This window comes from Streptomyces sp. NPDC020875 (assembly GCF_040641415.1).
Classification (GTDB): domain Bacteria; phylum Actinomycetota; class Actinomycetes; order Streptomycetales; family Streptomycetaceae; genus Streptomyces.
In genome coordinates this window covers 81,775-105,666 of record NZ_JBFADP010000025.1, presented here as the reverse complement: position 1 = coordinate 105,666, position 23,892 = coordinate 81,775, and the positions used below count along the sequence as shown (strand labels likewise).

The following is a 23,892-nucleotide window of genomic DNA, read 5'->3' as shown; positions in this document are numbered from 1 at the left end:
CCAAGTCCGACCAGGACCCCGCCCAGTGGCTGCCGCCGTCCAACGGCGCGATCTGCCGCTACACCTCGGAGTGGCTGGCCACCAAGCTCCGCTGGAGCCTCACCATCGACCGGACCGAACAGACCCGGCTGCGGCAGATCGCCGCGGGGTGCACCACGACGAACGTCACCTGGACGACGGCGCCGTAGGCCCTCGGCGCGTCTGTGGCCCCGTCCGTCCTCCCGGACCGGCGGGGTCCTCCCCGCCAGTCGGCGGCAGACCTCACGATGTCCGTATGGCGGTCCAGATGCGCTGGGCGAGTTCCGCCGAGGGGACAGCGGCATCGACGACCAAGTCACATGTGCTGCGGAGGGGCTCGATGTGCTGCTCGTGGGCGGTACGGCGGCTCACATAGTTCCTTAGGAGCACGTCCAGTGGGAAGCCGTCGCGGACGCATTTGCGGTGGATCTTCCGCGCGAGGCGCAGGTCGGCGGGGAGATCGACGAAGATGTCGAACCGCGGTACCGGGACCTGGGGGGTGATGTGCCGGGCGAAGAGCCCTTCGACGACGACCACAGCAGCAGGGCCGGCGAGCGCGGTACCGGCATCGCGGGTGAGGCGTGTGAGGTCGATGGACTTCGGGTCACCGACATCCAGCCTGAGTTCCCCGGTCTCGTCCGGACTCCAGACGCCCTGACCGGGGCGCTGAAAGTAGTAGTCGTCGCAGTGGAACACCTGCACCCGGCCTCGGGCCGCGGTAGCAGCCAGAGCTTCGGCCAGGGTCGTCTTCCCGGCCCCGGCCCCACCGGACAACGTCATCAACATCGGTAGCAACTCCCCCTGGTCTTGCTCCCAAACCCCGACGCCGGGGCGCGGCAGACCCTGCGCACACCACCAACCGCAACAGTTCCGCAGCGCCGAAGGGGACCGACCTGGCCGCCACGGCGTACGCGGGCCCGGCCCTGCATTCAGTCGCCGGAGCACAGTCTGCGGTGGGCAGTGGTCGGCGCGGCCGCGGACTGGTGCGGTCCGAGGACTCCCCTGGCTCGGAGGTCGTCGATTCCGATGTCGGGCTGGTACAGCGGCCGGTCGTCGAGGTCGGCTTCAGCGGCGTGGATGCGGGGAGCCGTACGGGCGTCGTCTTCGTGCTCCTGGCGCTCCGCGTCGGGCTGCGGTACGGGGCCGGGTCCGAGGGGGCGGCGACGGGGTGTCATGCCGGGGATCGTACAAGTCGGGGATGTCCAGAGGCAGTCGGTCGGCGCTGCTCTGTCCGGCTGCGGCGTCGACCGGGTGCACGCTTTGCGGGCAGCGGGCGGATACGGCCCCTGGCGGCTTACCGGTTTTCGGTACGGGCACGGACGAGGGCGAGCGTCCCCGTCTGCTTACGTCGAGAGTGGTCTCAGGGTGGGGCTTGCGGTCCGTGGTTGGTCGACACGAGGTGAAGGTGCGCTCCAAAACCATCAGACGGTACTAAGGTAGCGCCATGACTGTTCCATACAGCCCGGAAGATCGTGAAAAGGTAGTTGCCAAGCTACCGGTGCCTCTTCGTCGCGAACTCAAAGTGAGAGCAGCGGAGTTGGGGATCGATATCCAGGAGGCCGTGACGGAGGGCGTCACGGCCTGGCTGGATCTGCAGGACCATGCCGCTGTCGACACGAGCGGTGGCTCTTCCTTCTCGACCTACCTGCCCGCCGGGCTGTACGAGAAGCTGAAGGGCGCTTGTAAGCCTCGCAAGATCTCATACAACCAGGGGATGGCTCAGTCCATCCGAAGCTGGCTCGATGCTCATCCTTCGCCTCGGCCCACTCCCCCGCGGACGACGGGCGCACGGCGCCTGGTGTTCGGAAACCAGAAGGGTGGCGTAGGAAAGACGTCGGTATCGGCGGGCGTCGCCCAGGCCTTGGCGGAGACCGGCAAGCGGACTCTGCTCATTGACTTCGACCCACAGGGTCATCTCACCCGGCAGCTGGGGTACGAGATGCTCGACATCGAGTCCCCCAGTCTGGCTAAGCACATGCTGGCCGACGCTGAGGGCGATCTGCAGGCACTGCTCGTCCCGATAAAGGGTGGCGACTTCGAGGACTGTCTGTGGTTGCTCCCGGCGTGCAAGGACGCGTTCCTGCTCGACGCGAAGCTCGCCACCACTCGGGCTGTCCGAATCAAGGAAACTGCGCTTGAGCGTGTGCTGGCTGGCCTTGAGCAGGAGTTCGAGTTCATCGTCGTCGACTGTCCGCCGAGCCTCGGCTACACCATGGACACGGCGCTCTACTACGGGCGCACGCGTGAAGGTGAGGAGCCGGGACAGTCAGGGATCGTCATTCCGGTGCAGGCGGAGGACACCTCCGGTGACGCGTACGACATGCTCGCCGAGCAGATGGACGACCTGTGCGAGGACCTGAAGGTCGAGATCCAGACCCTGGGCTTCGTCGTGAATCTCTATGACGCCAGGAATGGATACATCGCGACGTCGTCCCTCGAGTCTTGGCAGAGTATGGATGAACCCGTGCTGGGCATCGTCCCGGAGCTCAAGGAACAGCGGGAGGCGGTGCGGCGGAAAGAACCGTTGCTGGCCTATGAGCCGGACTGTGAGCAGGCGAACGTCCTGCGTTCGATTGCCAGGAGGTTCCAGGGATGAGCGTCGCTGACAAGGTGGGCGAGAGTTCTTCATTTGGCCGGGCCCGCAGTCGGAGCGCCCGGGGGCGGGCGAAGGCGCTGACCGAGGGTTCGATCCCGGCGTATGAACTGGCGCGTCTCTCTCTGACGCAGGTAGCGCCGACCCCCCTCAACCCTCGCCGCAACTTCGGGTCCGATGACGAGATGGCCCGCTTCGGTGAGGAGCTGCGGGAAGCTCAGCTGGCAGCGTGCGTGGCGGTCACTCGCGAGACCTACTTGCAGCTGTGGCCAGAGCACGAGACCACGATTGGGCCGGATGCCCTCTACGTCCTGGTCAACGGCGAACGCCGCTTCCGCAGCGCCGTCCACGTGGGGCTGGACAAGCTCGACTTCGTCGTCCGTGACGATTTGGCCGCGAGCCGAGAGGACTTCGTCGATCACCTGCTTGCGGAGAACCTCGACCGCGAGGACTTCGACGTCATCGAGCGGGCGCGAGGTGTGGAGCAGCTCGTCTGTGTTTGCGCGGAAGAGGGCGGCGAGCGCGGTGCGCGGAGCAGGGCTGCAAAGCGACTCGGGAAGGATCGGTCCTGGATCACGAACCAGCTGGCTCTGCTGACTCTGCCGGTTGAGATTCAGGTGATGCTGAGCGCCGGTGAGGTTTCCGAGCGGGATGGTCGTGCTTTGGCCCGTCGGCTCAAGGATGATCCGGGTCTGGACGCGGCAGCGTTGCTCGCTCACCTTGCGGGTGCCAAGGAGGCGCTGGAGCAGCAGAAGGTTGAGGAGCAGCGTCTGCTGGCGGCGGGGCGTGAGGCCTTGGCTCAGGGATCGTCGGGTTTGTTGTCCGCGGACAACGAATCTCTTTCTGGCTCTGAGCACTCGCCGGTGGTGCCGGGGGAGGCCGGCGTCGGGGCACCCGAGCCCTCCGGTTTGTTGTCCGCGGACAACATCGGCTCCATCGGTGAGGGGGACTCCGGGGGCGCCATCCTGGAGAGCTCGTCTGCGACGGTCGACGCTGTTGTGTTGTCCGCGGACAACAACGTTGGCCCCGCCGAAGCTGGAGGCGCTGATGGCGGCGTTCATTCTGGCGGTGCGGGGGGCCAAGGAGGTTCCTCGGACGGACGGGCAGAGGCGTCGGACGCGGTGCCTGTACCTCGAGGGGAGCGACCTCATGGTGGGGCTCAGAAGCCGGTAGTTACCGGCGTCAGGTTCCCGTACGACAACGCCGTCCAGGCGGCCGAGTTCCTTAATAGCCGTATGAACGACACACAGTTCCTGATCTTGGTTGAGACACTCAACGAGATGGCCCAGCGGCGTCGCGACGTGGTCCAGTCAACTGCCGATTAGGAGTTGGCCTCAGGTCGGAGCAGTCCTACCTTGCGCTGGCTGCGAGCTCAAGAAGAGCTGACTCCCCCATCGACGCTTCGATGGGGGAGTCAGCTCTTTCCGGACAGCTCGGCTCCAGGGTCGCGCTGTGGTTGGAGATGGCTGCGGCAGGGCGTGCATAAAGCGGGTACGCGTACGGCATGTGGAGGCGAGGTCTCGACCCGGTGCCCAGTGCTCTGACCGGGAAGGTTCGCCAGGTTGGTGATGGCGGCGGGTTGGATTTGGGGTGAGGTCCGTCCGATCGCTGGGGGTGTGGTGGCAGAGCTTGTTCGTGTTTGCGGCGAGAAGGGCCTGCGCTGGGGCGGACGGCCAGCGAAAGTCGCGTGCCCTTGATCAGGGAACCGGCCACACTGACGCCATGCCCGATGATCGCAAGGCTCTGCAGGCCAGCTGGAATCAGACCAGTGACCACCTCGACGCTGCCCGGGCCCACCTCACACGCCTGCCGGATATCGATCTCTCAGCGACGCTCGAGTTCCTGGAGCACAACGAGCTCGGACTTGCCTTCGACTGCCTGGTCGATATCGGTGACGATCTCGACCTGCCCCTCAGTTTCTGGCGGCATCTGGACCGAGCAGCGCGTGAGATGCGGCTTTACAGCGATGCGCTGCACAGGCCCCACCTCACAGCTGCCGACTTCTGTCGCCGTCACCTCGCCGCTGCCTCCGAGCAGGAATGATCAGCCAGCCCGGAGGACCTCATCGCTTCCCTCACACATCCCGCGTGCGGGACTTGCCGGAGCTTCCATGTGCAAGGGATTCGGCAGCCTTCGCATCTCCTACAAGACGGCGCATCTGACCCTGATGGCGGATCGGCGTGCACGTCGCAATCGCACGACTGAGACGTCACACCTCTGGAGGCAGGGGCCCGCCCCCTCGAGGACCCGTTAACGGCGTTAATACCCGAGAAGCCAGATAGGCGAGCCGGGCGTCTGCCATTGAGTACCCGAGCAACAAAGGATGGCTTGCACTCCCGGCAGTGATGGGGGAGTACAGGCCCTCTGGGCTCGGCACGATTGTTAGGGGCAGTCGATGCCTGTCCAGGCTGTTCCGTCTCCGGGTAGCGGCTCCCGGACAAGGGCGCTTCGGTGGGCGTGAGGTGTGGCTTCTTCTGTCAAGGGGCCGGTTCCAGAGATGGGGGAGCTGCAGCGAGCGAGCTGAGGAAGTCGCCAAGGGCGTGTCCCGGGGCGGTGAGGGGTGTCGGCAGCTCTCCGGAGTCTTGGTTGAAGGACGCGAGCTGTCCCCCGTTGTCGATGGCCAGGCCGTTCAAGGGAGTGAGAGTATCGTCGGCGACGGCAGGGGGTTCCAGGGGCCCAGAACTCGTCTGCTTCCACCCCACGCCGAACTACAAGGTTTTCACACAGTGGCAGCAGATGATGCTGGGCGAGGAACAGGCCAGGTTCGTATTCGTCGGGATCACGGTCGAGGTATGAGGCGTCCACAGTTCCGTTGCAGGCTGTCAGGAGAGTCGGCAGGAATGGCTGTGTCCAGTGCGTGCTCGGCCCCTCGTCGATCAGCGTCACTGGCGACGGTTGGCGGCAAGCTTCAGTAAGACCGCGGATTGATCGCCTCCGAGCAGCCCCCAGCGGTATGCAGCCCCGCCCACGCAGTATTCCGGCCGCTGAGCGCTCTCAGCTCGCTGCTCCTGCTCCATGGGCACCGGGTCATCCCTAGGATCGGCTCATGAGCGACCACGATGAAGTTGAGCGAATTGCCGCAGTCTGGCAGGTGTTGACGGACTGGCTCGCCACACACGCGCCCCTGTCCTTCGCGTCCCTCTTGCCGCCGGCTCCGGAGGAGGACATCAGAATCGCCGATACGGCTCTGCGGCAGCATCTCGGGTTTGGACTGCCGTCGGGGCTGGCGGCGTTATGGGGCCTGTGTGGGGGAGTGACGCACCAGATCATCGAAGCCGATGAGGAGGGGGAAGTAGCTTCAGGGGCGTTCTTGCCCGGCGGGGTCGTACTCCCGCCGGCGCAGGCTTTGGGGCTGAGGTTGCCTGTGGGGGGAGGCAGGGACGGCTGGGGTGGTGCTCCGGTTGTACCGTGGTTGACCCGGGATGAGGCTGGGCCCGAGCACGGGTTGTACGCGGGCCCTCAGGGTGTGGGTGATTGGTCGATTGTGGATGAGCCTGCTGGCGAGGCCGTCTTCTCGTCGATTGCCGTGTATCTGGAGACTGTTCACCGAACGCTGACGGTTGGACCTGCGGATCTGATGGGTTCCGATGTGCCTGGGCTGGTGTGGGGGTGCTTGGTGTGGGACGACCCCGAGAATCCGGGTTTGGATGAGGCTGGCGCCTTCTGGCGGCAGGTTCACTGAACGGTGCGGCCCCCACCCCGTCGTGAGCAGGGGTGGGGGCCGCCCATTGGGTGTGGCTGTTAGGGCTTGGTCATGGTGCAGACCAGTTCGGGCTTGGTCGTGTCGCACGTTCTGAACCAGGCACTGCCCGGTTCTAGGGTGTATGCGTCTCGGTCGATGACCCGGAACTTCTTCAGGAATCCTTCGTAGAAGTTGGTCAGGTTCATTGAGCCTGAGTTGACCTTCAAGGACATCGAGGATCTACCGCAGTTCTCGTTGAAGGTGGGGGGATCGTAGCGGGTGTCGTCCAGCAGGTGTTCGCTGCCGTTGTCGACCTTGGCCGCCACGGTCTGGATGCACTCTCCGCCGCCATTGCGGCCAGCCGGGTTCTCACCGTGCTTCAGCGCGGGAACGCCCGGTGACTGGTAGGTCGAGGAGAACGGGAACTCATCGCACGAGATGCTCTCTGAGGCACCGTCGAGCTCCGGGTGGAGGTACGTCCGCGGATGCGCGTTGAAGCGCTTCACTGGCACCCAGCCGTCCTGCCGTGGACCTGTGTATCGCGGGCACATCACCTTGTCGCGGTTGTCCTTGCGTTCGTGGGCGAGCTCGTTGCGCTCCTTCTTCGGCAGGTACTTCAGCGGGTCGGCGAGTGACTTGCCGCTTCCCTTGACCTTCGACTTGTGCTGGATCAGCCATGCGTGCGCTGCAGCCGCTGGGTATTTCGCGGTGTTGAACTTGTACTCGGGGAAGTACTGCGGCAGTACACAGCCTGAGGTGGTGCCGTTGCTCGCTACCTTGTCGCAGCGCACATCAATGCTGGGGGACCGCCACGGACCGGTGTCCTTCTCCTTCTCGCCCTTTCCGTCCGGCGGGCCACTCTCGGTTGCGAAATTGCCCACGAACCAGATGGGCAGAGCCTTGGAGAGGTCGATGTCCCGAGCCCCGGTGGAGTTGTTGACGGAGCCGTTCCACTTATGGTTGGAAGTACCGGTCGCCATGTGGCTGTCGACGGGGTTCCATCCGCCGCCGCCCTTCCAGCTCAGGTCGTTGTAGAAGTCGAAGGGCTTCGGCCCCGAACCGCCCTCACAACCGTCGCTGAAACACATGGAGTCGATGAAGGCATTCTGTCCCCCGGCACCGAGCAGAACTGCTCTCTCATCCCCTGGAAAATCGTTGTAGACCGGGTTGATCTCGATCCACGTCTTGATGTCGCCCGTCAGCGGGTCAGTCTTGACCTGGAACGCGAACTCGAAGTCGGCCCGATACGAAGCAACGGGGATGCCCTGGAAACTCCAGTTCGCCACGAACTTGACGTCGATGAAGACACATGCTTCGTTGCGAGTGATCAGCGACTTCTGTGCCGCGCCGCTCAGCGACGGCTGGCACCATGCGCCCTTGATGATCGGAGCGGGGTAGGAAGGGGCACGTGCCTTGAGTTGCCTGGCCGCCTTGCGTGTGCCTTCTAGCGAGCGTTCCTTCCGCGGGGTAATGGTCACCGTGGATCCGCCCTGGCTGAAGATGCGGGGCTTCCAGCCCTTCCAATTCGATGCCCCCCCGGAGCCCGGCGGCTGGGGGGTATCGACCTGGATGGGATCGGCCACAGCGAGGTCGGGCTGCGGGAGCGAAATGTCGACCTTTTGCTTGCGGTTGTAGTCTCGGGTGCCGGCGGTGAATCCGTAGTCCTTGATCGGTCCTACGTTGCCAGCGCGGTCGACGGTACGGGTTTGTGTGAAGTGGTTCCCGTTGGCTGCGGGGGTCACCGAGTATGAGGCGTCTGGGGCCACGGCCCTCGTGAGGCTGCCCCGGGTCCGGACAGAGGTCCAGCCGTGGCTGTCGGTATCGTCCTCGTACGGGTCTAGGCGGTAGCTCACCTCGTAGGCGTCCAAGGCGCCAGTGGTCACATCAAAGGTGCCGGCTACTCCGGCGCCGCCGCCGCCCCAGTTCTCGGGATAGGTCGTGGAGCTGATCTTCTGTGGCTCTCCGGGCGCCGTGGTGTCCACGACGAACTCCCGCCAGGGGGACCAGTTCAGGTTGTAGTGGACGCCGTCGAAGGCGTTGGTACGGAATTTGTATGTGCGGCCGTCCACGAGCTGGCCGGCGGGCGCCTGGACTGTCGCCCAGGCGCCGGGAACAACGGCGGGGGAGACGACGACGCCGTCGCCCGCCGGGGTGGTGATGGGGGTGTTGGTCGCGGCGTCGTAGATCTGGAAGGTCCCGGTTACCTTGTCGCCGTCGGCGTCGGTGAACTTGTCCCGCAGCGTCGGCGTCATCGTGTTCACGGCCCACAGTCCGGCGAAGGATCTGTACGGCGGGCCGGCCTGCTGTGCGGTTCCGTCGCCGGGCCGGTAGTTCCAGGTGACGTTCAGCTTGGGCTGGTTGGCGGTCGCGTTGGCGGAGTTGACGCGCTTCCATGCCCTGACGTCGTCGGTGGCAGCTCGCAGGCCCATATGGCCGCGGGAGGCCATGGCGGATGCCCAGGTCTGTACGAGTGTGGTGACGTCTGCGCTGATCCAGCCGTCGGGGGCCGTCGGGCAGGACGGGCCTCCCTTGGTCTGGGTGGACGAGTGGTACTGCCGCACCCATGTCGGCTGGTTCGTCCACCGTGTGGCCGTGGAGGAGGGTGTGGTGTCGTAGATGTTCCAGGCGTAGCCGAGGCAGTCGGTGTTGCCGGAGTGGAAGTTCCACAGGGACAGGTCGGCGTTGGTGATCAGGGCGTCCTTGAACGGTTCGGTGTTCCATGTAATGAACGACCGGGCCGTGCGGGGTGTGTTGTCGGGGTTTCTTGTGCCTGGGTTGCCGAAGTCGAGTTCGACGTCCGTGGAGAGGTCGACGTTCTCGCCCTGCTGGGCGTAGGTGTCGAAGACGTTCGACAGGTTGGACGTCGAGGGGTCGACGGTGACGGGGTATGTGGTGTCCGGGTCCGCGAGGAAGTCGGGGTCCGGGGTGACGACGAGGTCGAAGGCGCCGTCTCCCTTGTCGATGACCTTCATGTCCACACGGCGGCGGTTGGTGTGCTTGCCCGATATCTTGTCGACGGTGGCGTCCCACATCACCGGGGCTGGCATGACGGCTCGCTGCTCGCCGGAGGCCGGGTCGGTGAACGTGACCGAGCCGTCCTTCTGGGGCTTCGCGGCCAGGCCGTCGGTCCGCAGTGGGAGGGTGTAGCTGTAGTCGCGGCTGGTGGGTCTTTCGTTGATGTTGACGTACTGCTCGAAGCCTGTCCGGGTCGCTTGCACGATCACGTCGGCCCCGGGTACGGCGTCGCGGTACGTTGCGCGGGTGCCGTCGAGGTGCGGTGCGGGCAGGCCGCCCTTCCATTGGAGTGTGACCTTGCCCTTCCCGCTGCCCAGTGTCACCAGATCGCGGGCTGCGGCGGTCCTGGCCGCCTTCAGGGAAGGGGCAGGAGTTCCGCTGCCGGGAGCGAGCTTGAGGCCGCCGGGGTGAGCTTTTGACTTCACCTGGCCGTTGGCGTCCTTGGTGAGCGTGGCATCTACTGCCACCCACCTGCCACCGCTCAGTATCCGTGCCGGTCCTGCGGTTAGCTCGGTGGTCAGTGATCCGTTGGGGAGAGCGTGGGTCAGCGTCGTAGGCGTGGTCTCGTCCGGGACGACGGTCTTCTTTCCGGTCCTCTTCGCCTCGGCGAGGGCCCAGGGGATGCCGCCTTTGCTGTGGCGGGTTGCCCACGCCAGATCGGCTTCCCGGAGGTCCGCCTCAGTCGGTGGTGAGGCATTGGCGGACGGTGCCTTGGGGGTCGACGGGGTGGCTCCGGCGTTGGGGGAGGTGGCTATCACTGTTCCACCGGTGGCGAGCAGCATCGTGCCTATTCCGATAGACAGGGCACGATTTCCTCGTAAGACAGACAATGTGCATCATTTCCTTCCGTCCGCCTCGCGCAGTAAGCGGACTCCAGTTCGAATAACGCGTTGAACGCTTCTACAGCACTTGAGGGAAGGCAAGATCGTCTCCACGGGATGACTTGATGTCGCGGCCTTGACAGATGTCGAGCATATTGGCTGATTCATGCATGAAAGCGGCGGCCTGGGAGCCAGGGTTTACCACAGAATGGCCAGCGTGACCGTGGGTTCTTGCGGAGGATCGGAGGCTCATCAGTGCTCCCGTGGGCGGCCGAGGTGCGGAATCAGCCCTATAAGTCCGATGGCCCGATAGGCCGGTGCTGTTGATGTGGCTGGGGCCCGGAAGTGCAGGATGGCTTCTCAGAGTTGCGGTCAGTACGAGCCTGAGCTCGACACGGTGATCCGCTCGTGGGCCTGCTCTCCGACGGTTGTCTGCCTGCCGGACACATTGGCCGTCGACGTAGACGCGCGGAAGCATGGCGCCATCACGGCCGGGTCCGGCTGTCGGATGGGCGAGGCCGTGCGAGCATCGGCGGGTGATCGACGATGAGGAGCTGTTTGCCGCCGACCTGATCGGGAGGCGGCTGCTGAAGGTGACAACGGCTTGGCATCACTACGCGCACGACGATCCGTCGCTGGTGCATCTGTGGCTTCATCTGGAGGGCCTGGGCCCGGTGCTGGTCCACACGCCCTCAACCGGAGTGGCTCTGCGGGCCGAGCAACCGCATGGACCGTACTCGATGGGGGAGCAGGGAAGCGTTTCCGTGGTCGACGATTCGCCCGATGTTCCGGTGACCCTGTTGGTCGGACAGACGATCCGGTCGGTTCGGCAGATCGACTACAACGATGGTCATGTGGGCTTCGCGGCTGGCCTCATGCTCCAGTTCCCCAGCGGCAACGTCCGCCTGCTCGGTCTCGTGGACGATCTACTCATCGCACACGACCAGCATCTGGGCGCTGTCGAGGCTCACCTGCACGAGGATGTGGCCCTCGCGCGAGTGGTGCAGACCTCCGGGGGCTGTCCGTCGCAGTGGGATGCCTGGACGACGACGGGGCAGTACCTGTATCTGCGGTACCGGCACGGTGAAGGGACGGTCGAGCAGCATCCGAGCGAGGACGTCGACACCTGGGACGGTGATGAGTCGAAGCTCTGGACCAGATGGGACGACGGGACCGGCGGCAGCCAGATCTCACTCACGGATTTCCTCGTCGCGGCCGGTCTCCGGCTGGCACCGGACGCCGAAGTCCGCACCACACCGCCAATCAGCCCGGTGTCCTGAGAACGGGCGTCCGTTGTCGCTGCTGTACGAAGACGCGGTCGCCGTCAGCGCGTGCCCCCAGCCACCGTCCCGGGCCTGAGCCCAGCGGGAGCACGAAGTGGTGCCGGGGGAGTCCTGGTGGCAGCCGGTGAGGCGGGCGAAGCCGATCACGGCACCGGTCACCAGTTCCCGGCCGCGGACCGTACGGGCGAGCAAGGGCTGGCACAGGGCGGGCCGGTCGGTCTGCAGGCACGCGTGCAAGAGGAACCAGCCCCTCCAGGACCAGTGCCGCAGACGGTTCTCGATCGTCTTCACGCCGGTCAGGATCGCCGTGGCCCAGGGCTGCTTGATGCTGATGCCGCGGATCCAGTCGCCCGCCGGAGGCGGGGGAGCGGTGGTCATGCCACCCACCCCCACGCAGCCGTTCCGGAACGCCCGGCGCGGCGGCCGTTGATGGACGGGACTGTGGTGTGCGCGGCGGTGGCGACGTGCGCGCGGCCGGAGTGCTTGCCGTCGTACAGGGCCGCGTCGGCCGCCCTCTGCAACAGGCTCAAATCTTGGACACCGACCGTGTCCGGGGTCGCGGCGCCGACCGAGGCGGCGACGTCGACGGTGCGGCCGTCGTCGAGGACAACCGGGGAGTACAGCAGCCGGACCAACTGGGCGAGGCACTGCTCCAGGAGCGGGGCGGGCAGCGGAAGGACGGCCGCGAACTCGTCGCCGCCGAGGCGGCCGACAACGGCGCGCGGGCCCGCCCAGGCGGTGAGCCGAGCCGCGAGCGCCGCCAGGACGGTATCGCCCGCCGCGTGCCCCAGGCTGTCGTTGATGGCCTTGAACCGATCGGCGTCGACCATCACCACAGCGGTGTCGTCGCCGTGGCGGGCGAGAAGCCGACGAGCGCGGGCGGTGTAGGCGTCGCGGCGCAGCAGGCCGGTCAGCGGGTCCTTCCGCGTGGCGGCGAGCCGCTTATGCAACGCGACGGCGTGCACCGCCCAGCCGGTCAGCGGTACAGCGGCGGTTGTCAGAAGGAGGGTGCGCGAGCCGATTCGGCCCCGGTGGTGCAGGACGGAGTCCATACTGAGGTCTCCCTCTCGTCTCGTACGGGGTGGGTGGTCCCGGGACAGGCGGTTGGTTTCGACGCCTTGGCGCCTGTCCCGGGGCAGTACTGCTTCTCGAAGGTGCTGGAGTTGAGCCAGTTGTACGGGCTCCTTCAGGGGCTGGCGGTCGCGGCGGTCCAGTTGGAACGGTTCCGGGCAGCCAGCATCTTCGGCCCGAGCAGGAGGAAAATCCCTGGGGATCTGCGAGGGGGCTGGATCATGATGTGGTGATGAGTGCTGCAAAGGATCCGGCCGAGCACGAGGACCGGTGGGTCCTGAACCTTCGAGGCTTGAGGGTTGTGAAGATCAGTATCGACTTTCGGCTGACTCTCGGCCTCGAGGAAGAGTGGGAGGTCGTTTTGGAAGCACCAGCTCAGCTCACGGCAGGGTCGCTCCGCACCAATCCCGGCCTGCCTTTGAAGCCGGAGACCCAGGATGTGGCTGCGGCTCTCCCACTATTCGGAGCGACGATACTGTCCGCGGTTGCGTTCAAGTCCGGTGGACTGCGGATGGTGTTTGACAGCGGCGCGCATCTGAGCTCTTCGGCCGACGCATCGTTCGAAGCCTGGCAGATCACAGGGCCAGGAGGATGGCGTTTCGTCTCGTTGCCCGGTGGGGACCTCGGTGTCTGGTCCGGCTCCAGAACCGGGTAAGAACCCGCAAGATCACTCGTCTCGCTGTCCGTGGATTGAGGGGCCACTGCGACCGCCCCGGGCGGGTGTGGGTCACCGGCGGGCGCCGGGGCGGGTGGTGAGCCAGGTGGTGACGGCGGCGGCGCCGATCCCGATCGCGCGGTGCAGGGCTGCGTCCAGTTCCATCCAGGCGCTGCCCGGCCCGGTGATCTCCTGGCTGATGTCGCCTTCGTCGAGGCGCAGCGCCTGGCAGTGCTCGATGTAGCCGGTCTTGCCGGTCTTCTTGGCCAGCCACAGCAGTACGGCGCCGCGGTCGATCGCAACATGCGTCGACGCGTTGATGGCCGCTCCGGCGACAAGCGCGGCCGGGGTGATCCGGTAGCCGAAGGCCCGGGTGATGCTGATGGTCGCAGCGAGCTGTACGGCGGTGTAGGAGGCGACGTGACAGACGGCCGCGCGTCGGCCCAGGGTACTGATGGTCATGGTCGGACGGGTGGAGCCCGGCGTGGCGGGGGAGCCGTCGGCGTGGACCAGGTCGTCGCCGTACAGCCGCTTCCGCGACGCCGTGGTCGATCCCTGGACCCAGTGGTCACACAGGGGATGGAGCTCGCCGAAGGTGGCGAGCAGGGTGCCGAAGAGAGCGAGGCGCTCGGTGGTGATGGGCAGACGGGGCATGATCGAGGATCTCCTGGTCTCGGTAGAAGTAGGGAAGCGGGATGGCCGGTCGTATGCCGGTGGCCGGGCCCGGCCAGGGATTCCGGCTGGCGGGGCCGGGGCCGGCCGGTCAGGCGGCGAGCGGGGCTTGGGGGAGGGGTGTAGGAGGCGGGGTCGGCGGGCGTGCCGTCGGAGCACTTCAGGCAGAGCGCCAGGATCTTGAGCGGTGTTGGTGGAGTGCACTTGTTCCGTAGCTGCTGTGTTCCGGCGCCAAGGAAGCCACGTGCCATTGCCTGTCATCGGGGGAGTCAGCTGTGACTGAGCCCTCTTCGGGTACGGCTGGAGTCGGTCGCTAGGCTCCGGGCCCATGACCAGTGAATTGGGGTTCACCTGCGCGTGCTGCGGGGCCCACCACCCTGAGCTGCCGATGAACTACACGGCCGAGGCCCCCGCCGTGTGGGAGCCGGCCTTCTCGCTCAGCCGAGAGAGCTTCTCCCGGACCTCGGATCTGTGGGACAGGCCCGGCCGCGAGGCTGAGAAGCCGTACTTCGGCTGGCTCACCACCGATCTTCCGGTATACCCGGCGACGACGCTCAACCTGAAGACGCACGTCCATACCCGTCCGGTCGGCGAGCGTCCCTTCGTCGAGCTGGAGCCCACCGACCACCCCCTCGCCATCGAGCAGCGCACAGGAATCAGCCCGGAGCGCGTACGGGAGATTGCGTCGAGCGTGCTCCACTCCGGAGACGGCGAGCAGCGGTAATGGCTGACCAGCCCGTGGCGATCTCGCCCTCCAGCCAGGCCCCGGTGAGGGTACCGAGAGCGGTGAGGGTACGGGTCTTGGTCCAGCGGGACCGGGGCGCGTGAGACGTCCAGAGCAGTCGGATCTTCACGGGTTGTCCCGTCGTTGCGGGTGGCCGGGCGGCCTGCCCGGTCCTCGCTCCCGGGAGTTGTGGGCGCGAGGGCCAGGCAGATCGGCGGGTCAGCGGGTGTGGTGCGCCTGTACGCCGGAGGTGTTGTCCGCCGGGGCTGGCCGGTGGGCGGGCGGCTGGGCGGGTCGGGCGCGGCGGATGGCGGGGCGCAGGGTCAGGCCGCGCAGGGCGGCGGCGCTGGCGAGGATCCAGAAGAGGACGGCGATGCCGGTGGCGACGGGGCGGCCGGTGTCCGGTGTGGCCTGCCAGATCATGGCGATGCTGGCCGCGCCCCAGGTGATCCACAGGGTGCGGGCGGCGGTGATGCGGAGGAACCCTCCGGCCAGGCCGGCCAGGCCCGCGGTCTGCCAGAGGGCGTACGCGGTGGGGGCGTCGATCGGGAGGCCCTGGGTGTGGGTGGTGAGGTAGGTGCGGGCGGGGGTGTGGATGGCCGCCCAGATGTCGTTGGTGGTGCTGTTGGCCTCCGGGGACGCCAGCGTGGTGAGGAGCTGATCCGTACCGGCGATCAGGGCTGCGGCGGCGTCGGCGGCCAGCACCATGACGAACGCGATGCCGGTACCGGCGATCAGGGCCTTGATCCAGGTGGCCATGTGGTGCCAGCCGAGCTGCGGGGCCAGGCGCAGTTCCTCCCACCGGTCGTGGAGCACGCCGCCCGTGGTCCAGGCCGTGTCCCACCAGACGCGGGCGTCGGCGAGCGGGCTGTCCTTCTTCGGGGCCGGGGTTCCGGCGTCGGCGGTCACGTCAAGGTCAAGGTTGTTGTTGGTTGCCAAGGCGGGGCTGCTCCTTCTGATCCGGGGGTGTGGGGCCGGGCGGCCTGTCCCGTCTCCCGGGCCGCCGTGGCGGTGCGGGAGACGGGGCGGGCGGTCCGGATCAGCCGTGGAACTTGTTGCGGCGGAAGACGGCCTTGCGGATGTTCACCGTGGTGCCGACAGGGCCGCCGCTGCGGGTGGTGCTGCGGCTGGCGAGGGCCAGGCCGATGAGGAGGATGAGGGCGGCGAGACTCATCACGGCCTGCCCGGCGGCGGCGAGAACGCCTTCGAGGGCGACGAGGCCGGGGGCGGCGGCGCCGACACCGATCCCGGCGAGCGCGATGCCGCCGCCGGTGGACAGCGCGAGCGCGCTGTACTTCCACACGAAGGCCGGCACCCGCTGCTGCGCGACCGGGTCGGGGGTCGCGGCGGGGAGCAGCCGGACGGGCGCCGGGACCGGCACCGGGGTGAGGATGTGGTCGGGGTGTGCCCCGGGGTGGGCGAGGGCTTCTTCGCGGCGGGCCAGGTCGTGGACGCGGGCGAGGTAGGCGTCGTCGGCGAGCAGCAGGGCCGGTTCGTGGGCGGGCTGCTGAACCTCTTCGGTGACGTAGGGGTGGGATCCGGGGAACAGGGCCCAGATACGGCGCAGGTCCTCTTCGGGGAGGTTCGCGAGCGGGGTGGTGGAGACGGGCGGGCCGGGGGAGGGGAGCGGCGTGGTGAGGTGGGCAGGCTCCGGGTTGGTGTGGATGGTGGTGTTCACAAGGGGACTCCTCGACGAAGATGCGGAAGGGCCCGTCCGGCGGGTGCCGGACGGGCCCTTGGGGCAGGGTGTGGTGGCTGGTCAGGCGAGGCTGTAGAGGGCGAGGGCGGCGGCGAGGATGCCGAGGGCGATCCGGGCCCATAGCCAGTCGGTCTCCACGGCGCCCCATACGGCGGCGAGGGCGAGGGTGCGCAGGCCCCAGCGGGCGAGGAACCCGAACGGTTCGTAGTCCTGCAACTCGCGGATGCGGGCGGTGCGGACGTCCATCTCCTCCTGGAGGTGGGCCCGGGTGACCGTGTCGGTCTCGGCCGTGTTCCGGAAGGTCTCGCTGTAGGAGTGCCGCTCGGCCTCCAGTCGGGCGATCTCCTCGTCCGGTGTCTCCACGGGCGCTACTCCTTTGGGTCGGTGGTGTGGGAGGTGAGTCCGGCTGCAGTCATGTCGGCGTTGCTGATGCCCAGTTCGCGTGCGAGGCGGGCGAGAGTGTCGTCCTGGTGGCCGGGCAGGACGAGGACTTCGTGTGCCCGGCTGCCGTGGGCGGGGCCGACGACGCCGAGCTTGTGCAGGACGTCGAGGACATGCCCAGCGAGCGCCCAGCCGATGCGGAGCTTGCGCTGGAGCATTGGCGCGGTCGCGAACTGTGTGGCGATGACGAGCTCGGCGGCCTGGAGGACGAGGAGCCCGTCCTCTCCCTCCGGCAGACCGGGACGCGGCTGGGCGTCCGGTGCGGGGCCGGCCGATGCCACCGAGTCCGGTGCTGACGGGTCCGGACTCGGCGCCGCAGGTACAGCCGGGGATGTGGCTGGGGTTGTGGTCGGCTGGGCGGCGGTGCGGGAGATGTAGCGGGTGTACTGGCCGCTGGTGTCCGCGACGACCTTGCCCTCCTCGGCCCACTTCGCCATCCAGCCCCGTACGGTCCGCTCCGCCGGAACCCCGTCGTCGCCGAGGGCTTGGCGCAGCGCGGTGTGGAGTTCCTTCGGGGTGCAGCCGGTGGTGCCGACTGCGGTCAGGAGTTCCAGCCCTGTCTCTCGCGGGTCGGCGGGACGGGCGACGGGCCGGGGCTGGAGCGGAACGACGTTCTGCGGAACGGCCCGCAACGGCTCCGGGTCCGCCTCGCTCGGGTCGGCGGGCACCGAGGCCGGTCCGGTGTCCGCTCCGGCGAGGGCGGCGTCGACGGCGGCGAACAGTTCGGCCGCGGCGCCGCCGAATCCCTCGTACCCGGACGGCACCGGGCCGCCCTCCGGAGCGGGTGCGGGGGAGGGGCCGGGGGTGATGGCGGTGGTGGTGTCGATCAGCTCTCCGGCGTTGTCGACGGCATGCTGCGCGGACTCGGTCAGGGTCTGGCCCTGGTAGAGGACGGGCAGGGCCCGGGCCCAGCGCTGCGGATACAGCGCGCCGCTCTCGACGTTCGCGGAGAGCGGGTCGAGGGCGGGGCGGCGGGCGGCGGTCGCGGCGCACACTTTGTCGGTGATCTCGTCGGTGATGTACCACGCCTTGAAGGCGGCCGGCTTCTTCGGTCCGAGGCGGGTGTGCATGGTCCAGCCGGACCCGGCGACCGGCGCGTCCTTCGGGTCGAGCTTGATGTACCCGGGGAAGAGGTAGGCGAGTTCTTCCGCGTCGGAGACGGTCATGCCGACTCGCCACTTCGCCTGGAGCTTCATCGCGGCGGTGATCACGTCCTGGGTGCCGCGCAGCCCGCAGGTCAGGGTACGGACCCGCATCGCGCGGCCCTCGTTGATGACCTTGTCGAGGAGTTCCTTGACGTCGTGGGGCAGGGAGGCGGTCTCGTCGCAGACGATGACGAGGCCGGGGATGTCGCCGGTGATGGGGAGCTTGTTGTCGGACTTCTTCTCCCGCATGAGCTGCTGGTATCCGGCCTTGCGGGCGGCGATGATCTCCCCGGCCATCGTCAGCATCAGCTTCGCCTCGGCCAGGTCGTGGGCGATCCAGTCCACCACCGGCGCCGCGGCGGTGCCCTCGGTCGCCCAGGGGGTGATCCAGGGAAGCGCGACGCCGCCGCCGGTGATGTCGATCGCCCAGATCAGCGCGTCCGGCATCCGGGCGAGCTGGGCGGTGACGACGCGGAGCGTGTTGGTCTTCCCGGCGTCGGTCTCGCCGACGAGGACACCGCAGTCGTTGCACAGCGACCCGAGGGCGGGCTCGCCGTCGCGGTGGATCCCGAAGGGGAAGCGCTCGGTCAGGGTGAGGTCGCTGTAGTCGTCCGGGTAGGGGAGGTCCTGGGAGACGACGTCTTCGAGGGTGACGTCGATCAGGATCGTGCCGCGGTTGGCGCCCGGGGCGATCTCGACGCCGCAGCCGTCCGGGAGGCGCATGTCCGCCGCGCACTTGGGCCCGTACCCGGCCAGGTCGTCGGCGGTGGTGCCGCCCGGCGGGAGGTCCATCTCGGCGGTGTAGCCGACCTTCCCGGGCCAGTGCCGCACATCTTTGCCGTGGCAGCCCTCGATGCGGGCGACCCGCTCCAGCCGGTCCTCCCAGTCCTTGAGGATCCCGACCGACTCCCGGCGCAGCACGAACAGGGCCTTGCGCTCGGAGCGGGTCTCCTCGGTGCGGTTGGCACTGGCGTTGAGGGCGAGGCCGACGGCGGCGACGCCGAGGCCGGACGCCCAGCCGGTCATGGTCAGGGGAGCTGCGGCGAGGGCCCAGGAGGTCCAGGCCCCGGCGGTCAGCCAGGTCAGGCCCCGGGTGACGAGGGTGCCGGTGGTGGTGGACTGCCGTACGTCCCAGGCGGCGCCGGCGGTCGCAGCTCCGGTGAGGGTGACGGCGGCGGCCTGCCAGGGCATCCCGGTCAGCGGGGCCAGCATCACCGCGGTCGCTGCGGTCTCACCGGCGTATCCGAGGAAGGCGGGGTGACCGGCGGGCGGCGACCAGTCCCACTGACGCGACATGACGAACTCCGTTCATAAGTAAGGGGAAGCAGAACCAGGGGGAAGGGGCGGTGGCCGCCCGCGCGGGTGCGGGCGGCCACCGGGTGGTGCAGGGGGCGGGGTCAGCGGGGGGTGTTCCACATCTCCTCGGACGACCGCCCCTTGCGCGGGTTCACGTTGTGGCTGATCTCGCGGCGGTGGTCGTGGGCGAAGAGCTTTGCGGCCATCGCGGCGTCGTCGGCCGCCGCGCCGAGCGTGTCGGTGATCGTGCCGAGTTCGTCGGTGACCCGGTCGTCGACGGGGTAGAAGTCGCGGGTGCGGGTGTGCAGGAGGGACACCGAGTCGGCCAGCGACGCCAGGCCGAGGCTCATGCCCTCGTACTCGGCGCCGACCTGCATCATGTGGACCGGCTCGAACGTCCGGTACAGCGCGGACATCAGGACGCACCCGGACTCGATCCGGCCCGGCATGAACATCGCGCCCTCCGGCACGGCGGCGCCGACCGGGGTGACGTTCCACATCCACTCGCCCGTCCGCGGGTGCAGGATTCGCTCGATGTCGAACCGGTGGACCGTACGGAAGAGGACGGCCATGGCGTCGGCGCGGGCGGCGGCGTTCGCGGTGCGCTGCGCGGCCTCGGCCAGCTTCATCAGGGCCCGCTTGCTGCACGGGTACCTGCGGTCCGAGGCGACGGCCATGTCCCGAACCGTGGCGGCGGCCGAGCGCAGGGCGTTGGGCAGTCCGGCGTACTCGGCCGCAACTTCCATCATGGATCGCGGCCGGTATCCGGCGTAGGAAGCGTCGCTTGCGGCCATGGCGAGGGCGAACTTGCTGTTCTTGCCGTCGAGGACGGCGCTGCTGATATCGAGGCTGGAACCCATAGAGGGGTCTTCCTTCCGGGGGTCGTTGACGGTGAGGGTGAGCGTCTCGGCGCGGGCGTCGGCGTCGTGCCGGGCCCGGGAGCGGCGGAAGAAGCGGCGCCAGATCCGCCCGGCGATCCGGACGGGGAAGAGGAAGCCGTGCAGCGGGTCCCGGTGCTTGGTGATCAGCCGCCAGGTCCCCCAGAGGATGCCGAGGGGGAGGGTGGCCAGTCCGGCGAGTCCGGCGAGGAGCCCGGCGCCGGCGCAGCGGGCCCAGTGCCCGGTCTTGCGGAGCACCAGGCGCCGCCACCGGTAGACCCGGCCCGGCGCCTTCCTGGCCGCAGTACCGGATCCGGAGCCGCCGTTCGCCGCCGTCTTCGCCTTCTTGGTGCTGCGCAGCCTGTTCATCCAGGACCGCGCGGTGTTCAGCAGGCGGGAGGCCCGCGAGCGCCCCGGCATCGGGGACTTCGGGGTCGTAGCGGTGCCGGGCGTCTTCGGGGTGGTGGTGTCCGTCGTGCCGCCGCCGGTGTTCAGGTCGCGGCGGCGGAGCTTACCGAGCGTGCTCTTGACGCTCTGCCAGGCCCCGCCGCTCCCGGCGCTTCCGCTCTTGCGGTGACGGCCGCCGGTCAGCGACCCGCTCCCGGCCCGCCCGCCGCCGGAGCCCCCGGGGCGGCCCGGACCGGCCCCGTTCAGGCCGCCGCCGGTCTTGTTCAACCGCGAGCCGGGGGTGTTCAGCCTGCCGCCGTTCTTGTTCAGACCGCCGCGCGGGCCGCCCGGCGAGCCGGGGGATCCGGGTGCGTTTCCGCCCCGGCCGGAGGCTCCCCGGCCCGGCCCATGGGCCCCGGGGGAGCGGCCGTTCAACCCTCCGGAACGGTTGTTCAGACCGCCGGAGCGGTTGTTCATCCGGCCTCCGGACGACCCGGCACCGCTGCCACTGCCGCGGCTGCCGCGCCCGGTGCCGAGGAGTCCGCCGCCCCGGCCCGACCGGCCACCACCACCGGTGCCACCGGAGCCGGAGCCCCTGCCGGTGCCGGACCGGTTCCGGGCGGTATCCCGGGCTGCCCTGCGCGCGGCGGCGGCGTTCTTCTTCCTCCGGCCGGCCAGGGCGGCGAGTCCGACCGCGGTCCCGACGCCCGCGGCGGCAGCGAGCCCGGGAACCCCGGCGGCGGTGTAGGCGGCTCCCAGGGTCGTTCCGGTTGCGTTGGCGCCGTGGACGAGGAGCGGGACCGCGCGGGTCCGCCCGCGGTACGGCGCCGGAGTCTCCGGAGCGGGTGCGGGGGCCGGGTCCGGGGCGGCCTGGACCACGGTGGTGGTGTCGGGCGCGGGGGTGTCGGGGGCCTGCTGGGGGTCAAGGGTCGCGGTGTCTGCCACGACAGGCTCTCCTCACTGACCGTAGCGGCGAGGCCAGGCGAGGCGAGGCCAGGCGAGCACCAGCCCCCCCTCCTACCCGTGTCGGAGCCGTCCGAGGCGAGGGTTAGGGGGCGTTCCGGCTCGCCTCGCCTGGCCTAGCCTCGCCTCGCCGCTACAGTCCGTAGCTGGATCAAGGGGGCGGTCAGGGGGATTCGAGGGCAGGGGAGCGGCGATAACCGGTCCGGTACGGGTCGTACTCGGGGGCCTGGCGGCCACGGCCGGCCCCGCACCACCTGTGCCCCGGGGCGTGGTGCCGGGGCAGGGGGCGCGGGGACGACCGTGAGAACCAGGAGCAGTGTTCGGTGAAGGGGTTGGGGATTCCGGTTCAGGCGGCGGACCGCTCCGGGACCGAACCGTCGCCGTTCTCCTGCTTCAGGATTTCGACGGCGCGGTTCTTGCGGTCCTGGGCCGTACCGGTGGAGGTGCCCAGCTCGTCGGCGATGACGCGGATGGTGACCGCGCTCTCGCCCCGGGTCCGGATCATGGCGATGACCCGGTGGGTGTCCCAGTCGGTCTGGTTCATCCGGGCCAGGGCCGCAGCCTGAACGGCCCGGGCCTCGAACTCGTAGGCGCGCGCCTGGTGCCCGGCGGCCTCCGCCTTCGCCTTCTCCTCCCGGGCGAGCGAGGCGGCACTCTCCTCGCGGTCCAGCTGCTCACGCCTGTCGGCTTCCGCCTCCTGGGCGCGGTGCTCGGCCGCGATCCGCTCCTGTTCGGCGGCCTCGGCCAGGGCCTTGGTCGCCGCGGCCTCGGCAGCGGCCAGGCGCTGCTGCTCCTCGGCGAGGCCGGCCTGGCGGGCGATCTCGTCGCGGCGGGTGCGGGCGGCAGCGTCGGCGGCGATACGGCGCTCAGCCTCGGTGGCCTGCGCGGTCATCTGCTGCTGCTCCAGGCCCCAGGCCGACTGTGCTTTCTCCCGCTCGATCCGAGCGAGGGTGCGGCGCTTCTCGGTCTCGTCCGCGAGTTCCTGGACCCGGGCCGCGGCCTGGTCCTCCTTGAGCTTGAGCGCGTGGACCCGCTCGGACTCGCGGAGTTGAGCATCGGCTGCGGCTCGCTGAATCTCGGCCTGAGCCTCCCGTTCCGCTTCGGTCTTGGCGATCTTCAACCGGCCCTCGGCCCGGATCCTGTCGACCTCGGCCTGAACACGGGCCCCGGCAAGTTGAACATCCTTCTCGACTTTCTGAATCTCGGCCTCGGCCCGCTGAACATCGGCCTCGGCCTCCCGGACGACCCTCCGGGTCTCCTCCTCCAGCGGCACCCCCAGGGCCCGCTCCACGCTGAATCCGAGCGGGGCGAGTTTGAACGGCAGCAGCTCATCGGGCGACGCGGCCTTCCGCCACGACCGCTCGCTCGTCTCGTACTTCTGGCGCAGGCTCTCGCGGTAGATCCGGATCTGCTGCGCCTGGGCGACGGCCTCGGCGTAGGGGAGGTGGTAGAGCCGCATCCGGCGGGCGAGGCGGGCGGTGGACAGCGGGGCGAGCAGCCAGCGGGCGAGCGGGACCGAGCCGAGCGGCGTCTCGCCAGCCAGCAGGTCGGCCATCCGGCCGATGTAGTGCCGGGCGGCCTCGACCGCGACGATGAACAGGACCGGGATGACGCCGTGCATCGCCGCAGCGAGCGGGTCGTCCGTCCACGGGCCCTTCGGCGCGGCGGCGTTGAACGCCACCGTGGCCGCGGTCAGGGCATGGGCGGTCCAGCGCAGGGCCGGGAGCGGCATCCGCTTGCGCATCATGTAGAGGTCGAGGGCCAGGAGCACCAGGATCCCGGCGTCGATCCCGATCGGGAACGCGTAGGCGAAGCTGCCGAAGCCCTTGCCGAGGGCGAGGTTCTTCAGGGTGGTGTAGGAGCCGGTGAAGCCGATCCCGGCGAGGACCAGGCCGCCGGCACCGGCGATGACGGCGAGGAGCCGCATCGTGCGCGGGTCGCCGTCCGGCTCGGTGCCGGGCTGCCGGGCGGTTGCCTCCTGGCCGTCGGGGTCGTGCTCGTGGTCGTGGTCGAGGCGGGGGTGGCGGGCCGGGCCGGGGAGGGTGGCCGGGAGGGTGTCGTGCTTGCGGATGTCGACGGGGGCGGTCATGGGATGGTCTCCGGTTCGTCGTGCAGGTCGTCGGGGGAGGGGGGTTCGAGAGCCAGGCCCATGCAGAGCCGGACGAGGCCGAAGGTGCCCAGGCCGACCGCGGTGTGCAGGACGGTGGGCCACAAGCCGTGGGCGAAGAGGTCCAGCAGCGCCAGGACGGCGGCGGCCAGCGCGACGAGCGTGGCCAGCAGCGCGGGCACCGGGCTGCGCTCCGTGTGCGGGGCAGTGGACTTTCCGAAGCCGGGGGTGGTCGCGGTGGTACTCACCGGGCACCTCCGCTGGTAGCGTTGACCATGCGATTCGCTCCTCGATAGCGGTCGCGGGAACAAGGAGAGGCCCCCTGACCGGGGCCTCTTTTCTTTGCCGAGCCATTTCCGGCTCTCCGGCCCCGTCACGGCCCTGCGGAGGCGGTGACGGGGCGGGAGAACCGCCGGCCCCGCCGGACCGAGGTCCGGCAGGG

The 23,892-nt window shown here is 68.9% G+C and carries 20 protein-coding genes and 1 pseudogene; 8 read left to right on the top strand and 13 right to left on the bottom strand.

What is annotated here, in order from left to right; translation table 11 throughout:
- Window positions 1-188: pseudogene (locus tag AB0G74_RS16880) on the top strand (HNH endonuclease); the annotation flags it as partial.
- A gap of 73 nt (window positions 189-261) precedes the next feature.
- Here AB0G74_RS16880 and AB0G74_RS16875 read toward each other — a convergent pair.
- Window positions 262-804: a hypothetical protein gene (locus AB0G74_RS16875; protein WP_361146458.1), complete on the bottom strand. Its 543-nt coding sequence runs from the start codon at window positions 802-804 to the stop codon at window positions 262-264.
- Window positions 805-947: 143 nt separating this feature from the next.
- Window positions 948-1,193 (bottom strand): hypothetical protein, encoded by a 246-nt coding sequence (locus AB0G74_RS16870; RefSeq protein ID WP_361146456.1) that lies wholly within the window; start codon window positions 1,191-1,193, stop codon window positions 948-950.
- Window positions 1,194-1,462: 269 nt separating this feature from the next.
- Here AB0G74_RS16870 and AB0G74_RS16865 point away from each other — a divergent pair, with 269 nt between their 5' ends.
- The 4 genes from AB0G74_RS16865 (at window position 1,463) to AB0G74_RS16850 (ending at window position 6,293) form a co-directional block, all read left to right on the top strand.
- Window positions 1,463-2,614 carry a ParA family protein gene (locus AB0G74_RS16865; protein WP_361146453.1) on the top strand — a complete coding sequence of 384 codons (1,152 nt, stop codon included), beginning with the start codon at window positions 1,463-1,465 and terminating at the stop codon, window positions 2,612-2,614.
- The gene (locus AB0G74_RS16860; protein WP_361146450.1) at window positions 2,611-3,936 is read left to right on the top strand and encodes a ParB/RepB/Spo0J family partition protein; all 1,326 of its coding nucleotides are present in this window, start codon (window positions 2,611-2,613) and stop codon (window positions 3,934-3,936) included. The genes AB0G74_RS16865 and AB0G74_RS16860 overlap by 4 nt, the downstream gene beginning before the upstream one ends.
- Before the next feature lie 397 nt (window positions 3,937-4,333).
- Complete coding sequence (locus tag AB0G74_RS16855) at window positions 4,334-4,654, top strand: MafI family immunity protein (RefSeq protein ID WP_361146447.1); 321 nt, start codon at window positions 4,334-4,336, stop codon at window positions 4,652-4,654.
- A 1,003-nt stretch (window positions 4,655-5,657) separates the two neighbouring features.
- Entirely contained in the window at window positions 5,658-6,293 is a 636-nt protein-coding gene (locus AB0G74_RS16850) for a hypothetical protein (protein ID WP_361146444.1), read from the top strand.
- Between the two features lie 59 nt (window positions 6,294-6,352).
- On the opposite strand, the gene AB0G74_RS16845 is transcribed toward AB0G74_RS16850, so the two are convergent.
- A complete protein-coding gene (locus AB0G74_RS16845) occupies window positions 6,353-10,090 on the bottom strand; it encodes a DNRLRE domain-containing protein (protein ID WP_361146441.1) in 3,738 nt (1,245 codons plus the stop codon).
- A gap of 575 nt (window positions 10,091-10,665) precedes the next feature.
- On the opposite strand from AB0G74_RS16845, the gene AB0G74_RS16840 reads away from it, so the two are divergent.
- A complete protein-coding gene (locus tag AB0G74_RS16840; RefSeq protein WP_361146439.1) occupies window positions 10,666-11,409 on the top strand; it encodes a hypothetical protein in 744 nt (247 codons plus the stop codon).
- Here the strand turns inward: AB0G74_RS16840 and AB0G74_RS16835 are convergent.
- Both AB0G74_RS16835 and AB0G74_RS16830 read right to left on the bottom strand, forming a co-directional pair.
- Window positions 11,320-11,790 carry a hypothetical protein gene (locus AB0G74_RS16835; RefSeq protein ID WP_361146437.1) on the bottom strand — a complete coding sequence of 157 codons (471 nt, stop codon included), beginning with the start codon at window positions 11,788-11,790 and terminating at the stop codon, window positions 11,320-11,322. The genes AB0G74_RS16840 and AB0G74_RS16835 overlap by 90 nt on opposite strands.
- The gene (locus AB0G74_RS16830; RefSeq protein ID WP_361146434.1) at window positions 11,787-12,464 is read right to left on the bottom strand and encodes a GGDEF domain-containing protein; all 678 of its coding nucleotides are present in this window, start codon (window positions 12,462-12,464) and stop codon (window positions 11,787-11,789) included. The genes AB0G74_RS16835 and AB0G74_RS16830 overlap by 4 nt, the downstream gene beginning before the upstream one ends.
- 251 nt (window positions 12,465-12,715) lie before the next feature.
- On the opposite strand from AB0G74_RS16830, the gene AB0G74_RS16825 reads away from it, so the two are divergent.
- Window positions 12,716-13,138 (top strand): DUF6188 family protein, encoded by a 423-nt coding sequence (locus tag AB0G74_RS16825; protein ID WP_361146431.1) that lies wholly within the window; start codon window positions 12,716-12,718, stop codon window positions 13,136-13,138.
- Between the two features lie 72 nt (window positions 13,139-13,210).
- On the opposite strand, the gene AB0G74_RS16820 is transcribed toward AB0G74_RS16825, so the two are convergent.
- Window positions 13,211-13,792, bottom strand: coding sequence for a hypothetical protein (locus AB0G74_RS16820; RefSeq protein ID WP_361146428.1), 582 nt, complete (start codon window positions 13,790-13,792; stop codon window positions 13,211-13,213).
- A 406-nt stretch (window positions 13,793-14,198) separates the two neighbouring features.
- Between AB0G74_RS16820 and AB0G74_RS16815 the strand changes: the two genes are divergently transcribed.
- Window positions 14,199-14,534, top strand: coding sequence for a DUF2199 domain-containing protein (locus AB0G74_RS16815; protein ID WP_361146465.1), 336 nt, complete (start codon window positions 14,199-14,201; stop codon window positions 14,532-14,534).
- A gap of 219 nt (window positions 14,535-14,753) precedes the next feature.
- Here AB0G74_RS16815 and AB0G74_RS16810 read toward each other — a convergent pair whose 3' ends face one another.
- The 7 genes from AB0G74_RS16810 to AB0G74_RS16780 all read right to left on the bottom strand — a co-directional run bounded on the left by AB0G74_RS16810 (window position 14,754) and on the right by AB0G74_RS16780 (window position 23,698).
- Window positions 14,754-15,473, bottom strand: a complete 720-nt coding sequence (locus tag AB0G74_RS16810) for a hypothetical protein (RefSeq protein ID WP_361146426.1) — start codon at window positions 15,471-15,473, stop codon at window positions 14,754-14,756.
- Between the two features lie 100 nt (window positions 15,474-15,573).
- A complete protein-coding gene (locus AB0G74_RS16805; RefSeq protein ID WP_361146424.1) occupies window positions 15,574-16,212 on the bottom strand; it encodes a hypothetical protein in 639 nt (212 codons plus the stop codon).
- A gap of 81 nt (window positions 16,213-16,293) precedes the next feature.
- Complete coding sequence (locus AB0G74_RS16800) at window positions 16,294-16,596, bottom strand: hypothetical protein (protein ID WP_361146421.1); 303 nt, start codon at window positions 16,594-16,596, stop codon at window positions 16,294-16,296.
- A gap of 5 nt (window positions 16,597-16,601) precedes the next feature.
- Window positions 16,602-19,115: a DNA translocase FtsK gene (locus AB0G74_RS16795; protein ID WP_361146418.1), complete on the bottom strand. Its 2,514-nt coding sequence runs from the start codon at window positions 19,113-19,115 to the stop codon at window positions 16,602-16,604.
- 101 nt (window positions 19,116-19,216) lie between these two features.
- Window positions 19,217-21,325, bottom strand: coding sequence for a hypothetical protein (locus AB0G74_RS16790; RefSeq protein ID WP_361146415.1), 2,109 nt, complete (start codon window positions 21,323-21,325; stop codon window positions 19,217-19,219).
- Window positions 21,326-21,689: 364 nt separating this feature from the next.
- A complete protein-coding gene (locus AB0G74_RS16785; RefSeq protein ID WP_361146412.1) occupies window positions 21,690-23,432 on the bottom strand; it encodes a DUF2637 domain-containing protein in 1,743 nt (580 codons plus the stop codon).
- Window positions 23,429-23,698 carry a hypothetical protein gene (locus AB0G74_RS16780; RefSeq protein WP_361146410.1) on the bottom strand — a complete coding sequence of 90 codons (270 nt, stop codon included), beginning with the start codon at window positions 23,696-23,698 and terminating at the stop codon, window positions 23,429-23,431. Before AB0G74_RS16780 ends, AB0G74_RS16785 begins: the two co-directional genes overlap by 4 nt.
- Window positions 23,699-23,892: the final 194 nt, after the last annotated feature.

Coding starts and splice junctions, on each gene's coding strand:
- AB0G74_RS16875 (WP_361146458.1), bottom strand. CDS start 804: ATGTTGATGACGTTGTCCGGTGGGGCCGGGGCCGGGAAGACGACCCTG.
- AB0G74_RS16820 (WP_361146428.1), bottom strand. CDS start 13,792: ATGCCCCGTCTGCCCATCACCACCGAGCGCCTCGCTCTCTTCGGCACC.
- AB0G74_RS16870 (WP_361146456.1), bottom strand. CDS start 1,193: ATGACACCCCGTCGCCGCCCCCTCGGACCCGGCCCCGTACCGCAGCCC.
- AB0G74_RS16855 (WP_361146447.1), top strand. CDS start 4,334: ATGCCCGATGATCGCAAGGCTCTGCAGGCCAGCTGGAATCAGACCAGT.
- AB0G74_RS16835 (WP_361146437.1), bottom strand. CDS start 11,790: ATGACCACCGCTCCCCCGCCTCCGGCGGGCGACTGGATCCGCGGCATC.
- AB0G74_RS16785 (WP_361146412.1), bottom strand. CDS start 23,432: ATGACCGCCCCCGTCGACATCCGCAAGCACGACACCCTCCCGGCCACC.
- AB0G74_RS16830 (WP_361146434.1), bottom strand. CDS start 12,464: ATGGACTCCGTCCTGCACCACCGGGGCCGAATCGGCTCGCGCACCCTC.
- AB0G74_RS16865 (WP_361146453.1), top strand. CDS start 1,463: ATGACTGTTCCATACAGCCCGGAAGATCGTGAAAAGGTAGTTGCCAAG.
- AB0G74_RS16860 (WP_361146450.1), top strand. CDS start 2,611: ATGAGCGTCGCTGACAAGGTGGGCGAGAGTTCTTCATTTGGCCGGGCC.
- AB0G74_RS16845 (WP_361146441.1), bottom strand. CDS start 10,090: ATGCTGCTCGCCACCGGTGGAACAGTGATAGCCACCTCCCCCAACGCC.
- AB0G74_RS16815 (WP_361146465.1), top strand. CDS start 14,199: ATGAACTACACGGCCGAGGCCCCCGCCGTGTGGGAGCCGGCCTTCTCG.
- AB0G74_RS16850 (WP_361146444.1), top strand. CDS start 5,658: ATGAGCGACCACGATGAAGTTGAGCGAATTGCCGCAGTCTGGCAGGTG.
- AB0G74_RS16825 (WP_361146431.1), top strand. CDS start 12,716: ATGAGTGCTGCAAAGGATCCGGCCGAGCACGAGGACCGGTGGGTCCTG.
- AB0G74_RS16795 (WP_361146418.1), bottom strand. CDS start 19,115: ATGTCGCGTCAGTGGGACTGGTCGCCGCCCGCCGGTCACCCCGCCTTC.